Origin of the sequence: Intestinibacillus sp. NTUH-41-i26 (assembly GCF_032769475.1) — a bacterium.
Classification (GTDB): domain Bacteria; phylum Bacillota; class Clostridia; order Oscillospirales; family Butyricicoccaceae; genus Agathobaculum; species Agathobaculum ammoniilyticum.
On sequence record NZ_CP136477.1, the window covers coordinates 2,696,144 to 2,712,653 of the forward strand.

The window sequence follows — 16,510 nt, forward strand, 5'->3', positions numbered from 1 at the left end:
TCCTCCGCGCATAGCGGCGCGTTCCCATCGAGCAACTTCGTTCATGGGGACGCGCCGTTTTGTTAACCCTCAATTCTCCTGCTCCATCTTTTTCAGCTGCCGCCACAGAGTCACGCGGCTAATCCCCAACATCTGTGCAGCGGCAGTCTTATTTCCGTTCGCCGCCTTCAGGGCGGCACAAATCTTTTCCCGCCCAGGCAGCAACTCCTCCCGCATGCCCTCTTCCGACTGTGCAGGAAGCGCGCCGCCCGGCAGGAACCTTTTCAGCGCCCGCGCATCGATCAGATCAATACCCCCACACAAAACCGACAGGCGCTCACAGAAATTACGCAGTTCTCTAATGTTCCCCTGCCAGATCTGCTGCTCCAGCAGCCCCTTTGCCTCTTCACTGAAGCAGATTTTCGGCTTGCCCTGCCCGATCTGAAATTCATCCAGAAAAGCCTGCGCCAGCAGGGCGATATCCCCGCCGCGTTCACGCAGTGGCGGCAGTGTCAGATCCAAGACATTCAGGCGGTAGTAGAGATCCTCGCGGAACTCCCCCTTCCGCACCTGCTCATACAGGTTGCGGTTGCTCGCCGCGATAATACGGACATCGATCGGGATTACCTTATCATGCCCGATCCGCATGATCTCACGTTCCTGTATTACACGCAGCAGCCGGCTTTGCAGCGCAAGCGGCATTTCAGAAATCTCATCCAGGAAAATCGTTCCGTTATGTGCGATTTCAAACAGGCCGGCTTTCCCCTCCTTGCTCGCACCGGTGAACGCGCCGTTGACATAGCCGAACAGCTCGCTTTCCAGCAGGCTTTCCGGAATCGCCGCACAGTTGATTGCTACAAAAGGCTGCCCGCAACGCATACTGGCATTATGGATCGACTGGCTGAACAGCTCCTTGCCTGTACCGCTCTCGCCAAAGATCACAATATTGGAATTGGTTTGCGCAAACGCATCCGCCCTGCGGATGCACTCCCGAATCGCCGTGCTTTCCCCGATGATACTGTCAAAGGTGTATTTCGCCGTATGACCCTTATGGTAAAGCTTTCCGCGCAGCTTGCCCTCGGTTTCCTGAATCTGATTGGCGTTCAGGAAGGTCAGCACATAGCCGATCACTTCGTCGCGCAGATTAATTGTGATTTTCTTAAATGAAAGGTGAGTCTGGTGGTATTCGATAATTTCATCAATATAATCGTTAGGCCGGTTGACCAGACGAGCGATCTGCGGTGACCGCAGCACTTCCCGTACCGGCATGCCAAGGAACCAGTCCCCCGGCGTGATATTCAGGATACGCTGTGCCGCTCGATTCATCGCCGAAATATTCCGGTTCTGGTCCAGGGCAATCAGCCCCTCGAACGCGTTGTCCACCATTGCGGTGCGCAGCAGATTCTGCTCCCGCGCCTCCCTGCTCGCTGCACCGAGCTGCTTGGCGGCTGTGATCGCATTCCAGATCGAGCTTCTTCCTGATGTGAGCAGCATCGTCTGGGCATCAAGGTTCCGGGCATAGATGCATCCGCGCATACCGCCCAGAATGACCTTTTTTCCATCCTCAACCGCACGCACAACCGCTCGGTATACCTCCTCGTCTGTATTTTCTTCCAGATAATAGGGCGTTACATCCACGCCGATACGCTGGGCGGTTTCCTCGATCCCAAGAATCATATTGGTAGAGCCTATGATTCCGGCAGGCGCAGCGCCATACAGCTCTTTCAGCTTATACAATACGTTCAATATATCTTCGCCGGAAATCACCAGCTCAACAATTGGGATCGGCCCTCCCCGGCGCTTCAGATCGAACGCCAGCGCCCCCCGTGCAATGATCACATCGGCGTCCAGATTCTGTGACAGCGCCTGCGCTGTCGTCGGCGCTAAAACCGCGCAGAAATCATATTCCCGCCCATTCCCCGCGCGTCCGGTTTCCATCCCCTCGGCAAAAACCTCTTCCGCCTGTTCCTTTAGCTCCTCAAACGGCGCTAATAATACGATACGAATCATTTCTTTCTCCTCTACTCTTTCCGGCGATGCAACATCGTTTCACGTTTCGTTACGTCTCGTTACAGCACGTTGCAACAACCATACCATATGTTCCGCCCATTATCAAGCCCTTTCTGTTTATTTTGAACAACCAGAAAAGTTTTACTTTGTCGGAGAAGGAATTATTTTGTCTGTCCTGCTTTTTGGCATGCTTCCTGCTCTTTAACAGGGCGAACGCAAAACAGCGTATCCATAAATAAAGGAGGTCTTTGCTTATGAAACTTCAAGTCCTGATCCCTTCCGACATTTCAGAAGCCGGCAAGCAGTATCTGCGCGACCGGGGTTATGAAATCAAGATGGGGCGCGGGCTGGACGAGGACACCATCATCGCCGATGCACAGGGCTGCGATGCGATGCTGGTGCGGAATGAGCCCATCACCCGCCGGATCCTGGAGAACATCCCTTCCGTAAAGGTGATCAGCAAGCACGGTGTAGGGCTGGACAAAATTGACCTGGAGGCTGCCGCCGAGCAGAACATTTGGGTAACAAACGGTCCCCTTTCCAATGCAATCGCCGTGGCGGAGCATACCATGATGCTGCTTCTGGCCTGTGCCAAAAAGCTGGTACGGTTCGATTTGGCGATCCGTTCGGGCGACTACAACATCCGCAATACCATGAAAGGTATGGATGTAGAGGGGAAAACCATCGGTATCATCGGCTGCGGTAAGATCGGTTCCATGGTTGCAAAGAAATGCGTGCATGGTTTTGATATGAAGGCGGTCGGCTATGATCCCTTCGTTCCAGCGGAAGCGCGCCTGCCAGAGATCGAGTATGTCGATACGATGGAAGAGGTTTTCCGCAGGGCCGATTTTGTTTCCCTCCATGTCCCAGCCACCAAGGATAATGCGGGCTTTGTCAACAAGGATATGCTCTCTTTGATGAAGCCTACGGCATACCTGCTCAATGCCGCGCGCGGCACAATTGTCAATGAAGCCGATCTGTACGAAGCGCTGCACAGCGGTCGGATCGCCGGCGCCGGTCTGGATGTATATGCACAGGAACCCCCCGCTGCCGACAATCCGCTGTTTACGCTTCCCAACATCACAGTGACGCCGCATAACGCCTCCCTGACGCATGAAACCACCGATCGCATGGGCCTGCACGCCGCGCAGGGTATCGACGAAGTGCTCTCCGGCGGCGCCCCGACATGGCCGTGCGTTACGCCGAAGAAGCCGAGGTAGCCTTTTCAAAAGGAGGAAATATGTATCAGCTTAGGAGTAAAAAATACGATATCGTCATAAAAAACGGCACTTTAATTGATACAATTGGCGATTTTGAAAAAAAGAAGATCTTGCCGTCGTCGCCGGTAAGATTGCCGCTATTGGCACCATCTCAACAAACGATGCCAAAATGTGCATCAACGCAGAGGGATGTTATGTTTCTGCCGGGCTGATCGATTACCATTGTCATGTATTCCACGGTGGCGATTGGGCGAGCTGCTCCGCCGAGGCTTATGCATTGCCAAATGGAGTGACTACATTAGTGGATGCCGGCTCGGCGGGCTGTGGTGGCTTCCCGATATTTTGGAATAGTGTAGCAGCACGCAGCTTAGTGAATGTAAAGGCATATATCTTTGTCGGAACAGGCGGTCAAGTAGGTCTGGGTTGTGTGGAGGATGAAAATCCAGATCATATTAATCGGGACGGCATTGTGGAGCTTTGTCAGAAGTATCCAAATGAGATAGTTGGTATAAAAATTAAGATTGATAAGGATCATCTGGCACCATATGGCATTGAGCCTCTCTGCGAGGCCATACGTCTGGGCGAGGAAACAGGGCTTCGCATCTCTGCTCATGCCACGGATCCCATCGTTCCTGTTGACGAGTTCATTGACCTATTCCGTCCTGGAGATATTTACTGTCACATGTTCCATGAAACCGGCGAGGGCATTCTGGATGAGTCTGGAAACGTACGAAGCAGTATCCGCCATGCGCGTGAACGCGGTGTTTTATTCGACGCAGCACACGGGAAAACCAATAACTTTTCCCTTTCCTGTGCAAAGAAAGCAATTGATCAAGGTTTTTTGCCGGATATCATTAGCTCGGATTATACCAAAATCTCACTCTCCGCACGCTATCCTTTCACAATGATGCTGTCAGAATATCTCAACCTCGGTATGTCTTTCACCGAAGTCCTGCGATGCTGCACCGAAAATCCAGCAAAGCTTTTGTACGGGCGCTCAGCCCCTTTCCTTGCACTTGGCGAAGCAGCGGACCTTGCCATATTAAAAATCGCGGAACGTCCGGTCACTTTCTGGGATCACTACGGCAATCTGGTTCACGGTGATCAACTGATCGAAAACAAGATGACCATTTGCAACGGTGAAATTTTGTTCGATCAGCTGGAAGATAAATATCAGAAATTTGCTTAACAAAACAAAGGAGAAAGAGAATGAAACTGAGAAAAATCTGCGCACTGTTTCTGGCTTCAAGCCTTTTACTTTCGGTCGCAGCCTGTGCGCCGAATACGACTGTGGAAAGTAACAATGACGGCGGTGAAACATCCGCAAACACCGAAGCCAAGGTATTCACCATAGGTCATTCCAACCCTGCGGATCCAGATGACCAATATCATTATTTCTGTGAGCAGCTCAATAAAAATCTGCAAGAGATCTGCGATGGTGCTATTCAGTTTGAAATCTTCTCAGATAGCCAGTTCGGTACTGAAACTGAGATGTTTCAAGCAGTCAGTGACGGCTCGCTGGATGCGGTCTGCATTTCCAACAATATCGTTTCCGGTAGCATTCCGCAGTTACAGGTGCTTGACCTGCCATATTTCTTCGATAGCGAAGATGAGTATCAGTTCCTGGTTGATAACGAAGACTTCCTAAATGAAATCACCCCGATTTATGAAGGCACCTGGAACATGCACCAGTTTGCACCGGTACTCGATGCTTCTTGGCGTACTTTGTTCACCAAGGGTAAGGCTGTTAAAACATTTGAGGATATGAAGGATCTCAAGGTCCGTGTTACTACCAACCGCGTGCATGAGGCCGCTTACAAAGCTCTGGGAACCATCCCCTCGGTTATCGCATGGAACGAATGCTATACCGCCTTCCAGCAGGGTGTTATCGACGGCCTGGACGTTGGTGTTCCGATCGCCGCTACCATGGGCTTCTACGAAGTATCCGATTACTGCACGCGCGTCAATCCGTTCCCGATCCTGTGCTGGCCGATGATCAACATGGATGTCTGGAACTCCCTGACCGAAGAGGAGCAGGGCTGGATCACCGAGGCTGGTTATGATGCCGCAATGGCCCAGCGCACCCATCAGCGTGAGATGGAGGTTTCTTTTACGGAAATGGAAGAGGAAGCAGGCATTGAATTCTTTGAGCCCGACCTTACTCCGTTCAAAGAAGCAACTGCCAGTGTACGCGATCAGTTCAAGCCTGAAATCGGCGAAGACTTTTACACCATGTGCGTAAATCTGGTGGAAGAGTATCGCGCAGGCAAGTAAACCACATTGCTGCCCGGTGTGTGCTGAAGGCTGCACCGGGCAGCCCCCCCCTTATAGTCTGCGAAAGGAGATGAATATGTATGCAGTGGGCGAAGCGTCTGGACCATAGCGTTCAAAAAATCAATGCAGCGCTGATGGTTCTCGCCTGTATATTCCTCGGCATCCTAGTCGTTACCTGTATCATGATGGTTCTCACCCGCTTTATCCCGAATTTTACCCTGACCGGTCTGGAGGAAATTGCTCGATATGCTTTTATTTTCCTTACCTTCTTTGCAGCGGGTGCCGGAACTGGAAGTAACGCACACCCAGGTTTGACTCTTTTGCGTGACGCACTACCGAAAAAAGGCCGGTTTGCCTTGGATCTGATCGTTTATTTGCTAATCGCACTGTTTGGTGTTATTTTCATCGTTTGCGGTTATCAGGCTGCTATGGGCGTCAGCAAGCTAATTTCTACGTCTTGGCGCATTCCAATGCCGATTATCTATTTTTCAGCGGTGCTGGGCGGCATTTTTATTACTGGGAACACGATCAATAACGTGATCCAGCTAATCGTATGCGGCGATGACAAGCGCAGCACAGAAATCGAAGAAGTTCAGATTGTTGCTGCACAGCAGGCAGAAGGAGGGAAAAACAAATGACATCGGCTCTTATCCTGTTTGGTTTGTTGTTCCTCCTGCTTGCACTCTGTGTGCCGGTAGGATATGCCATTGGTTTGGCATGCTGCGGCCTTGCGTTATTTACCGGAACCTGCGACTTATCCATGATCCCGGCCAAGATGATTACCGGCAACGATTCCTTTATTTTTTTAGCGGTCCCGATGTTCACCTTTGCAGGATACCTGATGGAAGCCGGCAATATCACTGAGCGTCTGGTCGACTGGGTCAACAAGGTATTCGGCCGTCTTCCTGGCAGTATGGGTGCGGTCGCGATTATCACCTGTGCGATTTTCGCAGCATTAACCGGCTCGGGCGCTGCAACGACAGCAGCCGTTGGCGCTATCATGTTCCCGCTGATGATCAAGGCACAGTACAGCAAAGACGCATCTGCCGGTATTATCGCCTCCGGCGCGGTACTCGGCCCAGTTATTCCTCCCAGTATCCCGATGATTATTTACGGTTCTGCCATGGGCGTATCCATTTCGGACATGTTCCTTGGCGGCGTTATTCCTGGAGTTCTTATGGCAGGCTCTTTCCTGCTGTACAACACTTGGTATGCGATTAAGCATCAGTTACCACGCAGCACAACAAAATATTCTCTATACGACATTCTGAAAGCAACATGGCACAGCTTGGGCGTTCTGATGCTACCAGTTATTATTCTCGGAGGTATATATTCCGGCCTTTTCACCCCCACTGAAGCAGCTGCAGTTGCAATCGCTTATACTACAGCTCTAATGATCGCGTACGGCCGCTTCACTTTCAAGCGGTACCTGCAGGTTATGAAGCGTACAGCAAGCACAACCGGCGTTATTATGCTAATTGTTGCACTTTCCAACGCATTTTCTTTCCTGCTGACCAAGGAACGTATCCCGTCCAAACTGACATCGGCCGTTGTTCCCATGTTAGGTAATGCATACATTTATCTGGCAGTTGTAATCATTATATTCCTGATTGCAGGCGCACTAATGGATACTGCGCCAGCACTGCTTATTCTGGCGCCTATCCTGGTCCCTATCGGCGTAGAGTTCGGACTGAGCGAACTCCATCTCGGCGTATTGATGTGTATCGTTATGATCTGCGGCCTGATCACACCGCCATTCGGGCTGAACCTGTTTACAATATCGTCCACGTCGGGCGTATCTTTTGAACAGGCTACCAAGGGTGCAGCGCCTATGATTATATGTTGTGTTATCATCTGCATCCTGTGTGCCTATATCCCTGGTTTAATTACATTCCTGCCATCCCTTGTGGGCGGATGATTGCCCCATCCTTTCTATATTCCATCAACTGACAATAAGACTTGGAAAGAGGTTCTTTAATGTTTAATCTTCAAAAAATCACCGATAAAATCGCTGCCGGAAAGGTTCCGGTTGGCTCCCACGTTGGCTTTGACAGCCCGTTTCTTACCGAAGCTCTCGCAGGCTGCGGCTTCGATTTCATCTGGATCGATGCGGAGCATTCCGCCATCGACAAGAAAGATATCCAAAACCATCTGCTCGCATGCCGCGCAGCAGGTGTGGCCGGTATCGTCCGTGTCCCGTGGAACGATCATGTTTTTATCAAAAGCGTTCTCGACATGGGTGCAGACGGTATCATCGTGCCGATGGTGCGCTCGCTGGAGGAGGCCCGAACAGCCGCCGCAGCAACGCACTATCCTCCGAACGGTGTACGCGGCATGGGAACACGCCGTGCGGTCAACTACTCGATGTGGGACAAGGCAGAGTACACCGCCAATGAGGATAAGCACATCTGGACGATCGTGCAAATCGAGCATGTTGACGTGGTCAAGGATCTGGAGGCTATCGCGGCACTGCCCGGCATCTCTGGCTTTGTCATCGGCCCGAACGACTATGCCATGAGCATGAACACGCAGGAGCACCGCTATACAGCCGCTTCCCCTGAAGCCAAGTCTGAATTTGACAGGATCGGTGAAATCCTACGTAAGACCGGCAAGCCTTTCGGTGTTTCCGGCGCATACAGCGAACAGTTTGTCAAGGATTGGCTCGGCCGAGGTGCCAACTGGCTGTGCATGAACTTCGACTTTAACTACATCGTTAACGGCGGCAAGGCGGTCCTGAAAGGCACACATGAGACTCTGGACGCGCTTGGACAGGCCTATTGAGCCAGAACACAGCAAGGGGGCTCCGAAAATGGAATGTCTGACAAATGCACAGCTGGAAGCGCTGCGCGAATTTGACACCCCGACCATCTGCAACGCCATCGAAGGCTTCGGCGTGCGCGCCAAAACCACAGGCTATACCGATACCAGTCTGCGCCTGCGCGTCAGCATGGAGGATAAGCCGATGGTCGGCTATGCCCGAACGGGCATCATTTCCGCACGGTATCCGGCGGACACCCGGCACAATGAGGTGATGCGGGCATACTACAAGCAGTATGAAGGCTTCGATCAGCCGCAGGTCGCGGTGATTCAGGATCTCGACCCGCAGCCGGTCGGCTCGTTCTGGGGCGACGTGCAGGCGACCGTCCATCGGGCGCTCGGCTGCGTTGGTACGGTCACCTCGGGCGGCGTCCGCGATGTGGCGGAGGTCGCGAAGGTTGGCTTCTACCTGTTCTCCCGGGAGATCCTGATCTCCCACGCGTACATCCATATGGTCGAGGCCGGTGGAACGGTGGAGGTCTGCGGCATGGAGGTCCATCCCGGCGACCTGATCCACGCGGATTGTCATGGCGCGATCGTAATTCCTCACGAGATCGCCCCCCGTCTGGCCGCCGCGTGCCGGCAGGCGGTAGAGGCAGAGGACGCCCTTCTGCTCCCCTGCCGGAAAGCGATGTCGGAGGGCCGCCGCGTCACTGCGGATGAAGTCATGGCATGGCGTGCGGAAATGACCCGCCGCCGCGCCGCAATCGGCAAGTAAAGGAGGCCGTATGTTTCAGGAACAAAAAATTAAGGAAATCGCCCGGCAGATCCGCCGCGATATCGTTACCATGATACACGCAGCCGGCTCCGGTCATCCGGGCGGCTCTCTTTCTGCCGCCGATCTGCTCGCGACGCTGTATTTCACGGACCAGTTCCGCTGCGACCCTTCCTCCCCGAATTGGGCAGAGCGCGACCGGTTCATCCTTTCCAAGGGGCATACCGCGCCGGTAATTTACAGTGTGCTCGCACGCCGTGGCTTTTTCCCTCCTGAGGAGCTGCTCACGCTGCGCCGCTTCGGCTCCCGCCTTCAGGGACACCCCAAAAAGGATGCGACGCCCGGCTTGGACTGTTCCTCCGGTTCGCTCGGTCAGGGGCTCAGCATTGCAAACGGTATTGCCTTTGCGTTGCAGCGGCGCGGTTCGGACGCGCGCGTCTACTGCCTGATGGGTGATGGAGAGCTACAGGAAGGCCAGGTATGGGAGGCGGCAATGTTTGCCCCCCAGCACGGGCTGGACAATATATGCGCCCTCGTCGACTACAACAACGTTCAGCTTGACGGCCGCGTCGATGAGATCAAGGAGGTACAGCCGCTCCGCGAAAAGTGGGAGGCTTTCCGCTGGAACGTGATAGAAACGGACGGGCACGACGTCAGCGCGATTTACTCCGCCTATCAGGCCGCACGCGCCTGTAAGGGCAGGCCGACCGTTATACTCGCCCAATGCGTAAAGGGCAAGGGCGTTTCCTATATGGAAAACAGCGCAAAATGGCATGGAACCGCGCCAAATGATGAAGAATATGCACAGGCGATGGCAGAGCTGGAGGTGGAAGCATGAAGGATACGCCTATGCGCGACGGATACGGCAAAGCGCTCCTTGAACTCAGCCGTCTGCATGAGGATGTGATGGTTCTGGATGCGGACGTGGCTAAATCCACCCGTTCGGAATGGGTCAAGCAGGAAAACCCCTCATACTTTTTGGATTGCGGCATTTCCGAACAGGATATGGTCGGCACAGCCGCCGGCATGGCCCTTGCCGGGCTTACCCCCTTTGTATCAACCTACGGCGTGTTCCTTGCGGGCCGCGCCTGGGATCAGATCCGCAACACCGTCTGCTATAACCACCTGAACGTTAAGCTCGCGGGGGCGCATGGCGGCATCTCGGTCGGGCCGGATGGTGCCACACATCAGGCGCTTGAGGACGTGGCGCTGATGCGCACTTTGCCGGGTATGACGGTTGTCGTCCCCTGCGACGCAATCGAGACCCGCAAGGCGACGCTTGCCCTGTATGACCACCCCGGGCCGTGCTTTATCCGCTTCGGCCGCGAAGCGGTCCCTGTCATAACGGATGAGGACACTCCTTTTGTACTCGGTAAAAACCGTCTGGTATGCGACGGCAGCGATATGGTATTCCTCGCAAACGGTTACCTTGTCCATCAGGCGATGCGGGCTGCGGAGCAGCTCTCTGCCGAAGGCATTTCTGCCCGCGTCGTCAACGTGCATACCGTCAAGCCTCTTGACCGTGAGGATGTCATCCGGCACGCCTCGGAAACCGGCGCTGTTGTTACCTGCGAGGAGCATCAGGTCATCGGTGGGCTGGGCAGCGCGGTATGCGAGACGCTTTCGGAGAGCGTCTGCGTACCGGTCGAGCGTATCGGCGTGCAGGACAGCTTTGGCGAATCCGGCACTCCGGAGGAGCTGATCGACAAGTACGGCCTCGGCGTAGATTCCCTGTGCGCAGCAGCGCGGCGGGCCGTGCAGCGCAAAACGTCCCGTTAAAAATTTCCCCTTAAGAACAGGAGTTGTCATGGATATCCATGCAAAACAAAGCCTTTCGCAAAAGCAAACCCTGTCCCACGCACAGGTACAATCTCTGAACGTGCTTGCCATGACCGGAGACGAACTCGAGCGGTTCCTCCAGCGCGAGCTGGAGGATAACCCGTTACTCGAACCGCCCGAATACACCGACAGCTCTTTTTCCGAACTATTTTCCCTTTCGGGACACGGCGCACCCTCCGAAGCTCCAGAACACGGAGACATCCCGCTCCCCGATCGTCCGTCCCTTCGCGACCATCTGCTCAGCCAGCTCAACGAGCGCTCCATGTCGTCTGCCGAATGGGGCTGCATGCAGTTTTTGATTGATTCGCTCAGCGCGCAGGGCTTTCTGGACGTTTCCACACAAGAGGTTTCCCAACTCCTGCATCTGCATCCTGAGCAGGTATCGCGCTGCATGGCGCGTCTCCGCTCTCTGGAACCGCCAGGCATCGGCGCGCACGACATCGGCGACTGTCTGTTTCTGCAACTGGAGCGGCTGGGTCTCGGGAATACCGCCTTTGATACCTTGCTGCACTCCTACCTGGAGGATCTCGCAGCCGGGCGCTTTTCCAAAATCACACAGGAAGCCGGTATTTCCAAGCTTGTCCAGCGGCGCTGCCTGGAGGCGGTCCGCCATCTTGACCCGCATCCCGCCGCAGCCTTTACCGGTGGCCAGACGCAATACATCGTTCCGGATCTGGTGTGCAGCTACACCGATGGAGAATGGAATATACATATCAATGACCGCTGGATGGGTTCGGTTGGCATATCCACGCTGTATGACAGGCTGCTCCGTTCGGACGACCGGCCGGAGGTCAAGGCTTACTATGCCGAACGGCTCGCACAGGCCAAATTTGTGCTTACCTGCATCGAAAAACGCCGCGCAACCCTTACCGAAATCGCCAGCCGCGTTGTGGTCTGGCAAAGTGATTATCTGCTATATGGCAAGCCGCTGAAAACTCTTACCTTTCATCAGCTGGCGGCAGCGATGGGTGTGCATGAATCTACCGTCAGCCGCGGTGTGCGGGACAAATATATCCAGACCCCGCGTAAAACCCTGCCGCTGCGCGACCTGTTCACCGTGTCTCTTGATGCAGAACAGGGCATCAGTCAGGCGCAGGCTATGCAGGCATTGCGAAAGCTGATTGAGGAGGAAGATAAACACACGCCGCTGAGCGATCAGGCGCTGATGGAACGGCTGAAGGCGGCGGGTATCCCGCTTGCCCGCCGCACAATTGCAAAATACCGTGAATCGCTTGGGATCCCATCCGCAGCCCAGCGAAAACGTTGAAAAGGAGTCCTGCCCTATGAAATTCCCTGTTGAAACCATCCGCACATTCGGAGAAGCCGTGTCGGTCAAGGCCGGTATGTCTCCGGAAAACGCGAAAATCTTTATCGATAATATGATCAATGCCGACCTGCGCAATGTGCGCTCGCACGGTATCACCAAATTCCGCGGTTATCTATCCCGCGTCGAGCACGGCGTATCTGATATCAGGGCCGAGCCGACTATCGTCCGAACCGCACCCGCCGCACTTGCTGTAGACGGGAACAACGGCATGGGTACCACGATCGCCTGGAAAGCGATGGAAGCCTGTATCGAAACCGCCCGTGAAAACGGCGTAGCCTTCGCCACAATTAAAAATGCTTCCCACCACGGCTTCGGCGGTTACTATGTCATGCATGCCGCCGAGCAGGGTATGATCGCTTTTGAGGTTTGCAACTCGCCCAAACTGGTCGCCCCGTTCGGCGGCGCAAAGCCCCTGCTGGGTACAAACCCGATGTCGATCGCTATTCCCGCCGGCCGGCGCCCCATGCTGGTCTGCGACATGGCAACCAGTGTTGTGGCAAAAGGAAAAATCGCGCTGGCTATAAAGGAAGGCCGTTCGATCCCTGATACCTGGGCCTTGGATGCCGAGGGCCGCAAAACGACCGATCCCGTTGCGGCAAACACCGGCGTGCTTCTTCCTTTCGGGGGACCCAAGGGATATGCGCTTGCACTGATTATCGATGTGCTGTGCCACAGTCTTGCCGGTGCAAACGACAGCCAGCATATCCCGCGCGTATTTGAAAACCTGGAGGAACCTTCCAACATCGGCTATTGCATGTGCGTAATTGATATTAGCAAGTTCCTCCCACTCGCGGAGTTCCAGCAGAGCGTAGACGATCTGTTCGACAGTATCAAAGCCTGTCCGCCCGCCGAGGGTTCGACCGGCGTGCTCATCCCTGGTGAAATCGAATATGCCGCAGCGCAAAAAAACAGGGAGGATGGTATCGAACTCTCCGAGCCAGTCCTAAAGGAGTTCCGCGAACTTTCTGAAAAATATCAGGTGGACTACCCATTTTAAGACCATATCACTTAACCTCTTTTTCAATATCGCGCGACAGCGCAAAGCAAAGGGTACCGCGTTTGCGGTACCCTTTGCTTTGCGCTTTTAACCAATTCTATCTTACCTTTGATACGGAATCGTAACGCTACGAAAAGCAAAATTGAATTTTTATAGTTTATAGTGGAATAATTTCCTTACCGCGGGAAATAAAAGCTTTTTCCCCCTGTCACGCTCTCATATATCCTGAAGCGCTTACCCTTTTCCGATGTTTCGATTGCTATTCTTCCTGTTTTCGTTCTTCCACGTTCTTTGTGACCACCACGTCGCTCTCCAGGCCGCAGACATGCCGGCACACCACCGTCCCCGCCTTAACGGGCGCCCGCAGCGTGATCTGCCTGATTTGCTCCATCACCGGAAAGATCATCTCCTTGGGGATAGGTGCGGTCAGTCTCACACTCGCAAGCGGCAGGACGCCATTTTCCACCAGAATCGAACTCGCAATCGTCCGCTTAGGAGCAGTCAACTCCTGCCGCACATACTGTTCCCCTTTCGGGCAGGTGTGTCCCACGACCGACAAAATTTTTCCATTGTCCCATTCAGCCTCGATCTCACAGCCGTTCGGGCAAATGATACAAGTATACTGTTTTTTCATTCCACTGACACCTCCAGCGCGCCTATCCGGCGCAGGTTTCCCGCTTTAACCGCAAGCTGGACCATCTCTGCGGGGATCGCCTTTTTCATACGTTTCGACACGACCTCACGCCCGTCCTGCCGCACGACCAGGCGGCAGTCCCGATAATGCCCTGTCACGCGCAGCGAAAGTGTGAAATCCGCCGTTCCACTCACCCGCTGCGGCACGGTATGTCCCACTCCACGGCCGGCTTCGACCGCCAGGTTGCAGGGTACGGGCGGAGTTCCCGCGACATACGCCGCCACGCTACGCGCCAGCGTCTCCGCTTCCAGCGACACAAAATCGACCAGGTCATGCACATGTAACACGTTACCCGCTGAAAAGATCCCCGGCACGCTGGTCTGCAGCGCTTCATCCACGGCTGCTCCGTTCGTGCGAGGATCTATTACAATACCCGCGCCCTCCAGAAGTTGATTCTCTGGGATCAATCCGACCGACAGAATTAGCGTATCGCATGTATACTCCTGTTCTGTGCCTGGGATCGGGCGTCTGTCCACGTCAACTTCAGCTACCGTGACACCGGTCAACCGCGTCCGGCCGTGGATCTCCGTGACTGTATGGCTGAGATACAGCGGGATGTCGTAATCGTCCAAGCATTGCACGATATTGCGCGGCAGGCCGCTCGGATGCGGCAGCAGCTCGAATACTGCCTGCACATGCGCACCTTCCAGCGTCAGTCGGCGCGCCATGATCATGCCAATATCACCTGAGCCAAGAATAACGACCTCCCTGCCCGGCATGCGGTTATACAGGTTCATGTACGCCTGTGCCGACCCTGCGGTGAACACGCCGGAAGGGCGCTCGCCTGGTATGCCAAGCGAGCCGCGACTACGCTCCTTGCACCCCATGGCAAGCACGACCGCTTTGGCCTCATATTGCCGAAGCCCGCTGCGTGTAGCCGCAGTAACCTTCCGGTCACATGTCAGCTCCAGTACGGCCGCTCCAGTCTCATACGGGATGCCGCGCGCCTGAACCTCGTCGATAAACGCCTGCGCGTATTCGGGTCCGGACAGGCTTTCCCCGAACCGCCCCAGTCCAAAGCCATCATGGATGCACTGCCGCAGAATACCGCCAAGTCTGTCCTCACGCTCCAGTATTACCATATCCCGCACGCCCTGCTTATGCAGCTCGACTGCCGCCGCTAATCCGGCGGGGCCGCCGCCTATGATTACAACCTCTTTCCGTTCCATTTATCACGCCTCCCCTCTCATATTGCCGGTCAGCACCCACGAGCCTTTCCGGCTGTAGCAGACCTCCTGCGGCCTGCAACCCAGCTCCTGCTCAATCATCTGCTCGATCTTCATTTGGCAGAAGCCGCCCTGACAGCCGCCCATCATGGCACGGGTGCGGTACTTGATACCCGTCATAGTTACAACGCCCAGCGGGTTGTGAATCGCTGCAAGGAGTTCGGCTTTGGTAACCCCCTCACAACCGCACACCAGTTCACCATAATCCTGATCGCTGGCAATCAGGCGCGCCTGCTCCGCAGGAGTGCAGTCCGCGAACCGGACGATTCCCTTTCGACAAGGGTTAAACGCCGGATTTTCCGCAAACGCCTCGCGCTCGCGCATCAGTTCAACGACATACTGTGCGATCGGCACGGATGCAGTCAGGCCGGGCGATTCGATCCCCACCAGGTTGACCGCCTGCGGCGCAATATCGTCCCTGATCTCGATTTTGTAGTCCTGTACCGTACCGTTCTCATCCACCAGCTTAGGCTGGATGCCGGCGAACGTGCGAATCTGATCCTTTTTGTGGATATGCGGCCACAGCACCGTACCACTGGCGGCCAGCTCCTCTATATTCTTCTGTGGGACAGTGTAGTCATCAAGCTTATCCGTATTCTCGGCATCTGGCCCAACCGTAACGTTCCCGTCCACTGTCGGCGTCACATGGATTCCCATGTAGACGTTATTCGGTACCGGATAAACCGGCATAGGCAGCAGTCTCCCCATCCGCTTATGCAGGATAATATAATTGCTGCGCGAACCAACCACGCGGTAACCCGTAATTCCCAGCATATCGGATATCCGTTTGCAGCCCAGCCCCGCAGCATTGACCACCCAACGTGTCCGGAAATCTCCCTTACCGGTCTGCAGGACATAGACGTCTGTTTCTCTGTGGATGCCGGTCACCTCGTGATCGAAAAAGTAGGATACCCCGTTAGCATGAGCGTTTTCCGCCAGCGCAATCGTATACAAAAACGGGTCCATGATACCACTGTTTTTCGACCACATTGCAAATTTTCCCACAACCGCCGGCACCAGCTCATGCAGACGCGCCTCGTCTACCAGTTCCAGTCCGTCCATACCGTTTATCGCACCTTGCTCCATCGTGCGCTGGAGCTGTTCCATATCCGCCGGTGTATTACCGACCAGCACCTTGCCACACCGCTTAAAAGGAAAATCCAGTTCTGCCGCCAGCTTATCCATCATCTTATTTCCTGATACGCAGAAGCGCGCCTTCAGGCTCCCGACCGGATTGGCGAAGCCGCCGTGTACCACAGCGGAATTGCGCCCGCTCGTCTCATTGCATACATCCAGATTTTTTTCCAGTACCGCTATACGCAGCCGGTATCGGGAAAGCTCCCTCGCAATCGCACTCCCGACAACGCCTGCGCCAATCACAATTACATCATATTGCTCTTGCATAGTATTCG

The 16,510-nt window shown here is 54.7% G+C and carries 16 protein-coding genes; 12 read left to right on the forward strand and 4 right to left on the reverse strand.

Features of this window, described 5'->3' with window-relative positions; genetic code table 11:
• Positions 1-69: 69 nt before the first annotated feature.
• Complete coding sequence (locus tag RX717_RS14020) at positions 70-1,989, reverse strand: sigma 54-interacting transcriptional regulator (protein ID WP_107631569.1); 1,920 nt, start codon at positions 1,987-1,989, stop codon at positions 70-72.
• Positions 1,990-2,243: 254 nt separating this feature from the next.
• Here RX717_RS14020 and RX717_RS14025 point away from each other — a divergent pair, with 254 nt between their 5' ends.
• The 12 genes from RX717_RS14025 (at position 2,244) to RX717_RS14080 (ending at position 13,178) form a co-directional block, all read left to right on the forward strand.
• On the forward strand, positions 2,244-3,209 hold the full coding sequence (locus RX717_RS14025; protein ID WP_054327843.1) for a hydroxyacid dehydrogenase: 966 nt from the start codon (positions 2,244-2,246) through the stop codon (positions 3,207-3,209).
• Positions 3,176-3,421 carry a hypothetical protein gene (locus RX717_RS14030; protein WP_316960401.1) on the forward strand — a complete coding sequence of 82 codons (246 nt, stop codon included), beginning with the start codon at positions 3,176-3,178 and terminating at the stop codon, positions 3,419-3,421. Before RX717_RS14025 ends, RX717_RS14030 begins: the two co-directional genes overlap by 34 nt.
• Positions 3,379-4,398: an amidohydrolase family protein gene (locus RX717_RS14035; protein ID WP_316960402.1), complete on the forward strand. Its 1,020-nt coding sequence runs from the start codon at positions 3,379-3,381 to the stop codon at positions 4,396-4,398. Before RX717_RS14030 ends, RX717_RS14035 begins: the two co-directional genes overlap by 43 nt.
• Before the next feature lie 20 nt (positions 4,399-4,418).
• Positions 4,419-5,483 carry a TRAP transporter substrate-binding protein gene (locus RX717_RS14040; protein WP_054327840.1) on the forward strand — a complete coding sequence of 355 codons (1,065 nt, stop codon included), beginning with the start codon at positions 4,419-4,421 and terminating at the stop codon, positions 5,481-5,483.
• Between the two features lie 80 nt (positions 5,484-5,563).
• On the forward strand, positions 5,564-6,121 hold the full coding sequence (locus RX717_RS14045; protein ID WP_054327839.1) for a TRAP transporter small permease: 558 nt from the start codon (positions 5,564-5,566) through the stop codon (positions 6,119-6,121).
• Positions 6,118-7,401 (forward strand): TRAP transporter large permease, encoded by a 1,284-nt coding sequence (locus RX717_RS14050; protein WP_054327838.1) that lies wholly within the window; start codon positions 6,118-6,120, stop codon positions 7,399-7,401. Before RX717_RS14045 ends, RX717_RS14050 begins: the two co-directional genes overlap by 4 nt.
• A 59-nt stretch (positions 7,402-7,460) precedes the next feature.
• Complete coding sequence (locus tag RX717_RS14055) at positions 7,461-8,264, forward strand: HpcH/HpaI aldolase family protein (protein ID WP_107631567.1); 804 nt, start codon at positions 7,461-7,463, stop codon at positions 8,262-8,264.
• A gap of 28 nt (positions 8,265-8,292) precedes the next feature.
• Entirely contained in the window at positions 8,293-9,018 is a 726-nt protein-coding gene (locus tag RX717_RS14060) for an RraA family protein (protein ID WP_316960403.1), read from the forward strand.
• Between the two features lie 10 nt (positions 9,019-9,028).
• The gene (locus tag RX717_RS14065) at positions 9,029-9,853 is read left to right on the forward strand and encodes a transketolase (protein WP_054327834.1); all 825 of its coding nucleotides are present in this window, start codon (positions 9,029-9,031) and stop codon (positions 9,851-9,853) included.
• Positions 9,850-10,794, forward strand: a complete 945-nt coding sequence (locus RX717_RS14070; protein ID WP_054327833.1) for a transketolase family protein — start codon at positions 9,850-9,852, stop codon at positions 10,792-10,794. The genes RX717_RS14065 and RX717_RS14070 overlap by 4 nt, the downstream gene beginning before the upstream one ends.
• A gap of 28 nt (positions 10,795-10,822) precedes the next feature.
• Positions 10,823-12,121, forward strand: a complete 1,299-nt coding sequence (rpoN, locus tag RX717_RS14075; RefSeq protein ID WP_107631566.1) for an RNA polymerase factor sigma-54 — start codon at positions 10,823-10,825, stop codon at positions 12,119-12,121.
• A gap of 16 nt (positions 12,122-12,137) precedes the next feature.
• Entirely contained in the window at positions 12,138-13,178 is a 1,041-nt protein-coding gene (locus RX717_RS14080) for an Ldh family oxidoreductase (protein ID WP_107631565.1), read from the forward strand.
• A gap of 259 nt (positions 13,179-13,437) precedes the next feature.
• On the opposite strand, the gene RX717_RS14085 is transcribed toward RX717_RS14080, so the two are convergent.
• The 3 genes from RX717_RS14085 to RX717_RS14095 are packed head-to-tail and all read right to left on the reverse strand — an operon-like array spanning position 13,438 to position 16,502.
• A complete protein-coding gene (locus tag RX717_RS14085; RefSeq protein ID WP_107631564.1) occupies positions 13,438-13,812 on the reverse strand; it encodes a DUF1667 domain-containing protein in 375 nt (124 codons plus the stop codon).
• Positions 13,809-15,041: an NAD(P)/FAD-dependent oxidoreductase gene (locus tag RX717_RS14090; protein ID WP_054327829.1), complete on the reverse strand. Its 1,233-nt coding sequence runs from the start codon at positions 15,039-15,041 to the stop codon at positions 13,809-13,811. Before RX717_RS14090 ends, RX717_RS14085 begins: the two co-directional genes overlap by 4 nt.
• 3 nt (positions 15,042-15,044) lie before the next feature.
• Positions 15,045-16,502 carry an NAD(P)/FAD-dependent oxidoreductase gene (locus tag RX717_RS14095; RefSeq protein WP_107631563.1) on the reverse strand — a complete coding sequence of 486 codons (1,458 nt, stop codon included), beginning with the start codon at positions 16,500-16,502 and terminating at the stop codon, positions 15,045-15,047.
• Positions 16,503-16,510: the final 8 nt, after the last annotated feature.

Excerpts from the sequence above, each read along its gene's own strand:
- rpoN (WP_107631566.1), top strand. The coding sequence starts at position 10,823 with ATGGATATCCATGCAAAACAAAGCCTTTCGCAAAAGCAAACCCTGTCC.
- RX717_RS14045 (WP_054327839.1), top strand. The coding sequence starts at position 5,564 with ATGCAGTGGGCGAAGCGTCTGGACCATAGCGTTCAAAAAATCAATGCA.
- RX717_RS14050 (WP_054327838.1), top strand. The coding sequence starts at position 6,118 with ATGACATCGGCTCTTATCCTGTTTGGTTTGTTGTTCCTCCTGCTTGCA.
- RX717_RS14035 (WP_316960402.1), top strand. The coding sequence starts at position 3,379 with ATGTGCATCAACGCAGAGGGATGTTATGTTTCTGCCGGGCTGATCGAT.
- RX717_RS14090 (WP_054327829.1), bottom strand. The coding sequence starts at position 15,041 with ATGGAACGGAAAGAGGTTGTAATCATAGGCGGCGGCCCCGCCGGATTA.
- RX717_RS14055 (WP_107631567.1), top strand. The coding sequence starts at position 7,461 with ATGTTTAATCTTCAAAAAATCACCGATAAAATCGCTGCCGGAAAGGTT.
- RX717_RS14095 (WP_107631563.1), bottom strand. The coding sequence starts at position 16,502 with ATGCAAGAGCAATATGATGTAATTGTGATTGGCGCAGGCGTTGTCGGG.
- RX717_RS14085 (WP_107631564.1), bottom strand. The coding sequence starts at position 13,812 with ATGAAAAAACAGTATACTTGTATCATTTGCCCGAACGGCTGTGAGATC.
- RX717_RS14060 (WP_316960403.1), top strand. The coding sequence starts at position 8,293 with ATGGAATGTCTGACAAATGCACAGCTGGAAGCGCTGCGCGAATTTGAC.
- RX717_RS14020 (WP_107631569.1), bottom strand. The coding sequence starts at position 1,989 with ATGATTCGTATCGTATTATTAGCGCCGTTTGAGGAGCTAAAGGAACAG.
- RX717_RS14030 (WP_316960401.1), top strand. The coding sequence starts at position 3,176 with ATGGCCGTGCGTTACGCCGAAGAAGCCGAGGTAGCCTTTTCAAAAGGA.
- RX717_RS14040 (WP_054327840.1), top strand. The coding sequence starts at position 4,419 with ATGAAACTGAGAAAAATCTGCGCACTGTTTCTGGCTTCAAGCCTTTTA.
- RX717_RS14065 (WP_054327834.1), top strand. The coding sequence starts at position 9,029 with ATGTTTCAGGAACAAAAAATTAAGGAAATCGCCCGGCAGATCCGCCGC.
- RX717_RS14080 (WP_107631565.1), top strand. The coding sequence starts at position 12,138 with ATGAAATTCCCTGTTGAAACCATCCGCACATTCGGAGAAGCCGTGTCG.
- RX717_RS14070 (WP_054327833.1), top strand. The coding sequence starts at position 9,850 with ATGAAGGATACGCCTATGCGCGACGGATACGGCAAAGCGCTCCTTGAA.
- RX717_RS14025 (WP_054327843.1), top strand. The coding sequence starts at position 2,244 with ATGAAACTTCAAGTCCTGATCCCTTCCGACATTTCAGAAGCCGGCAAG.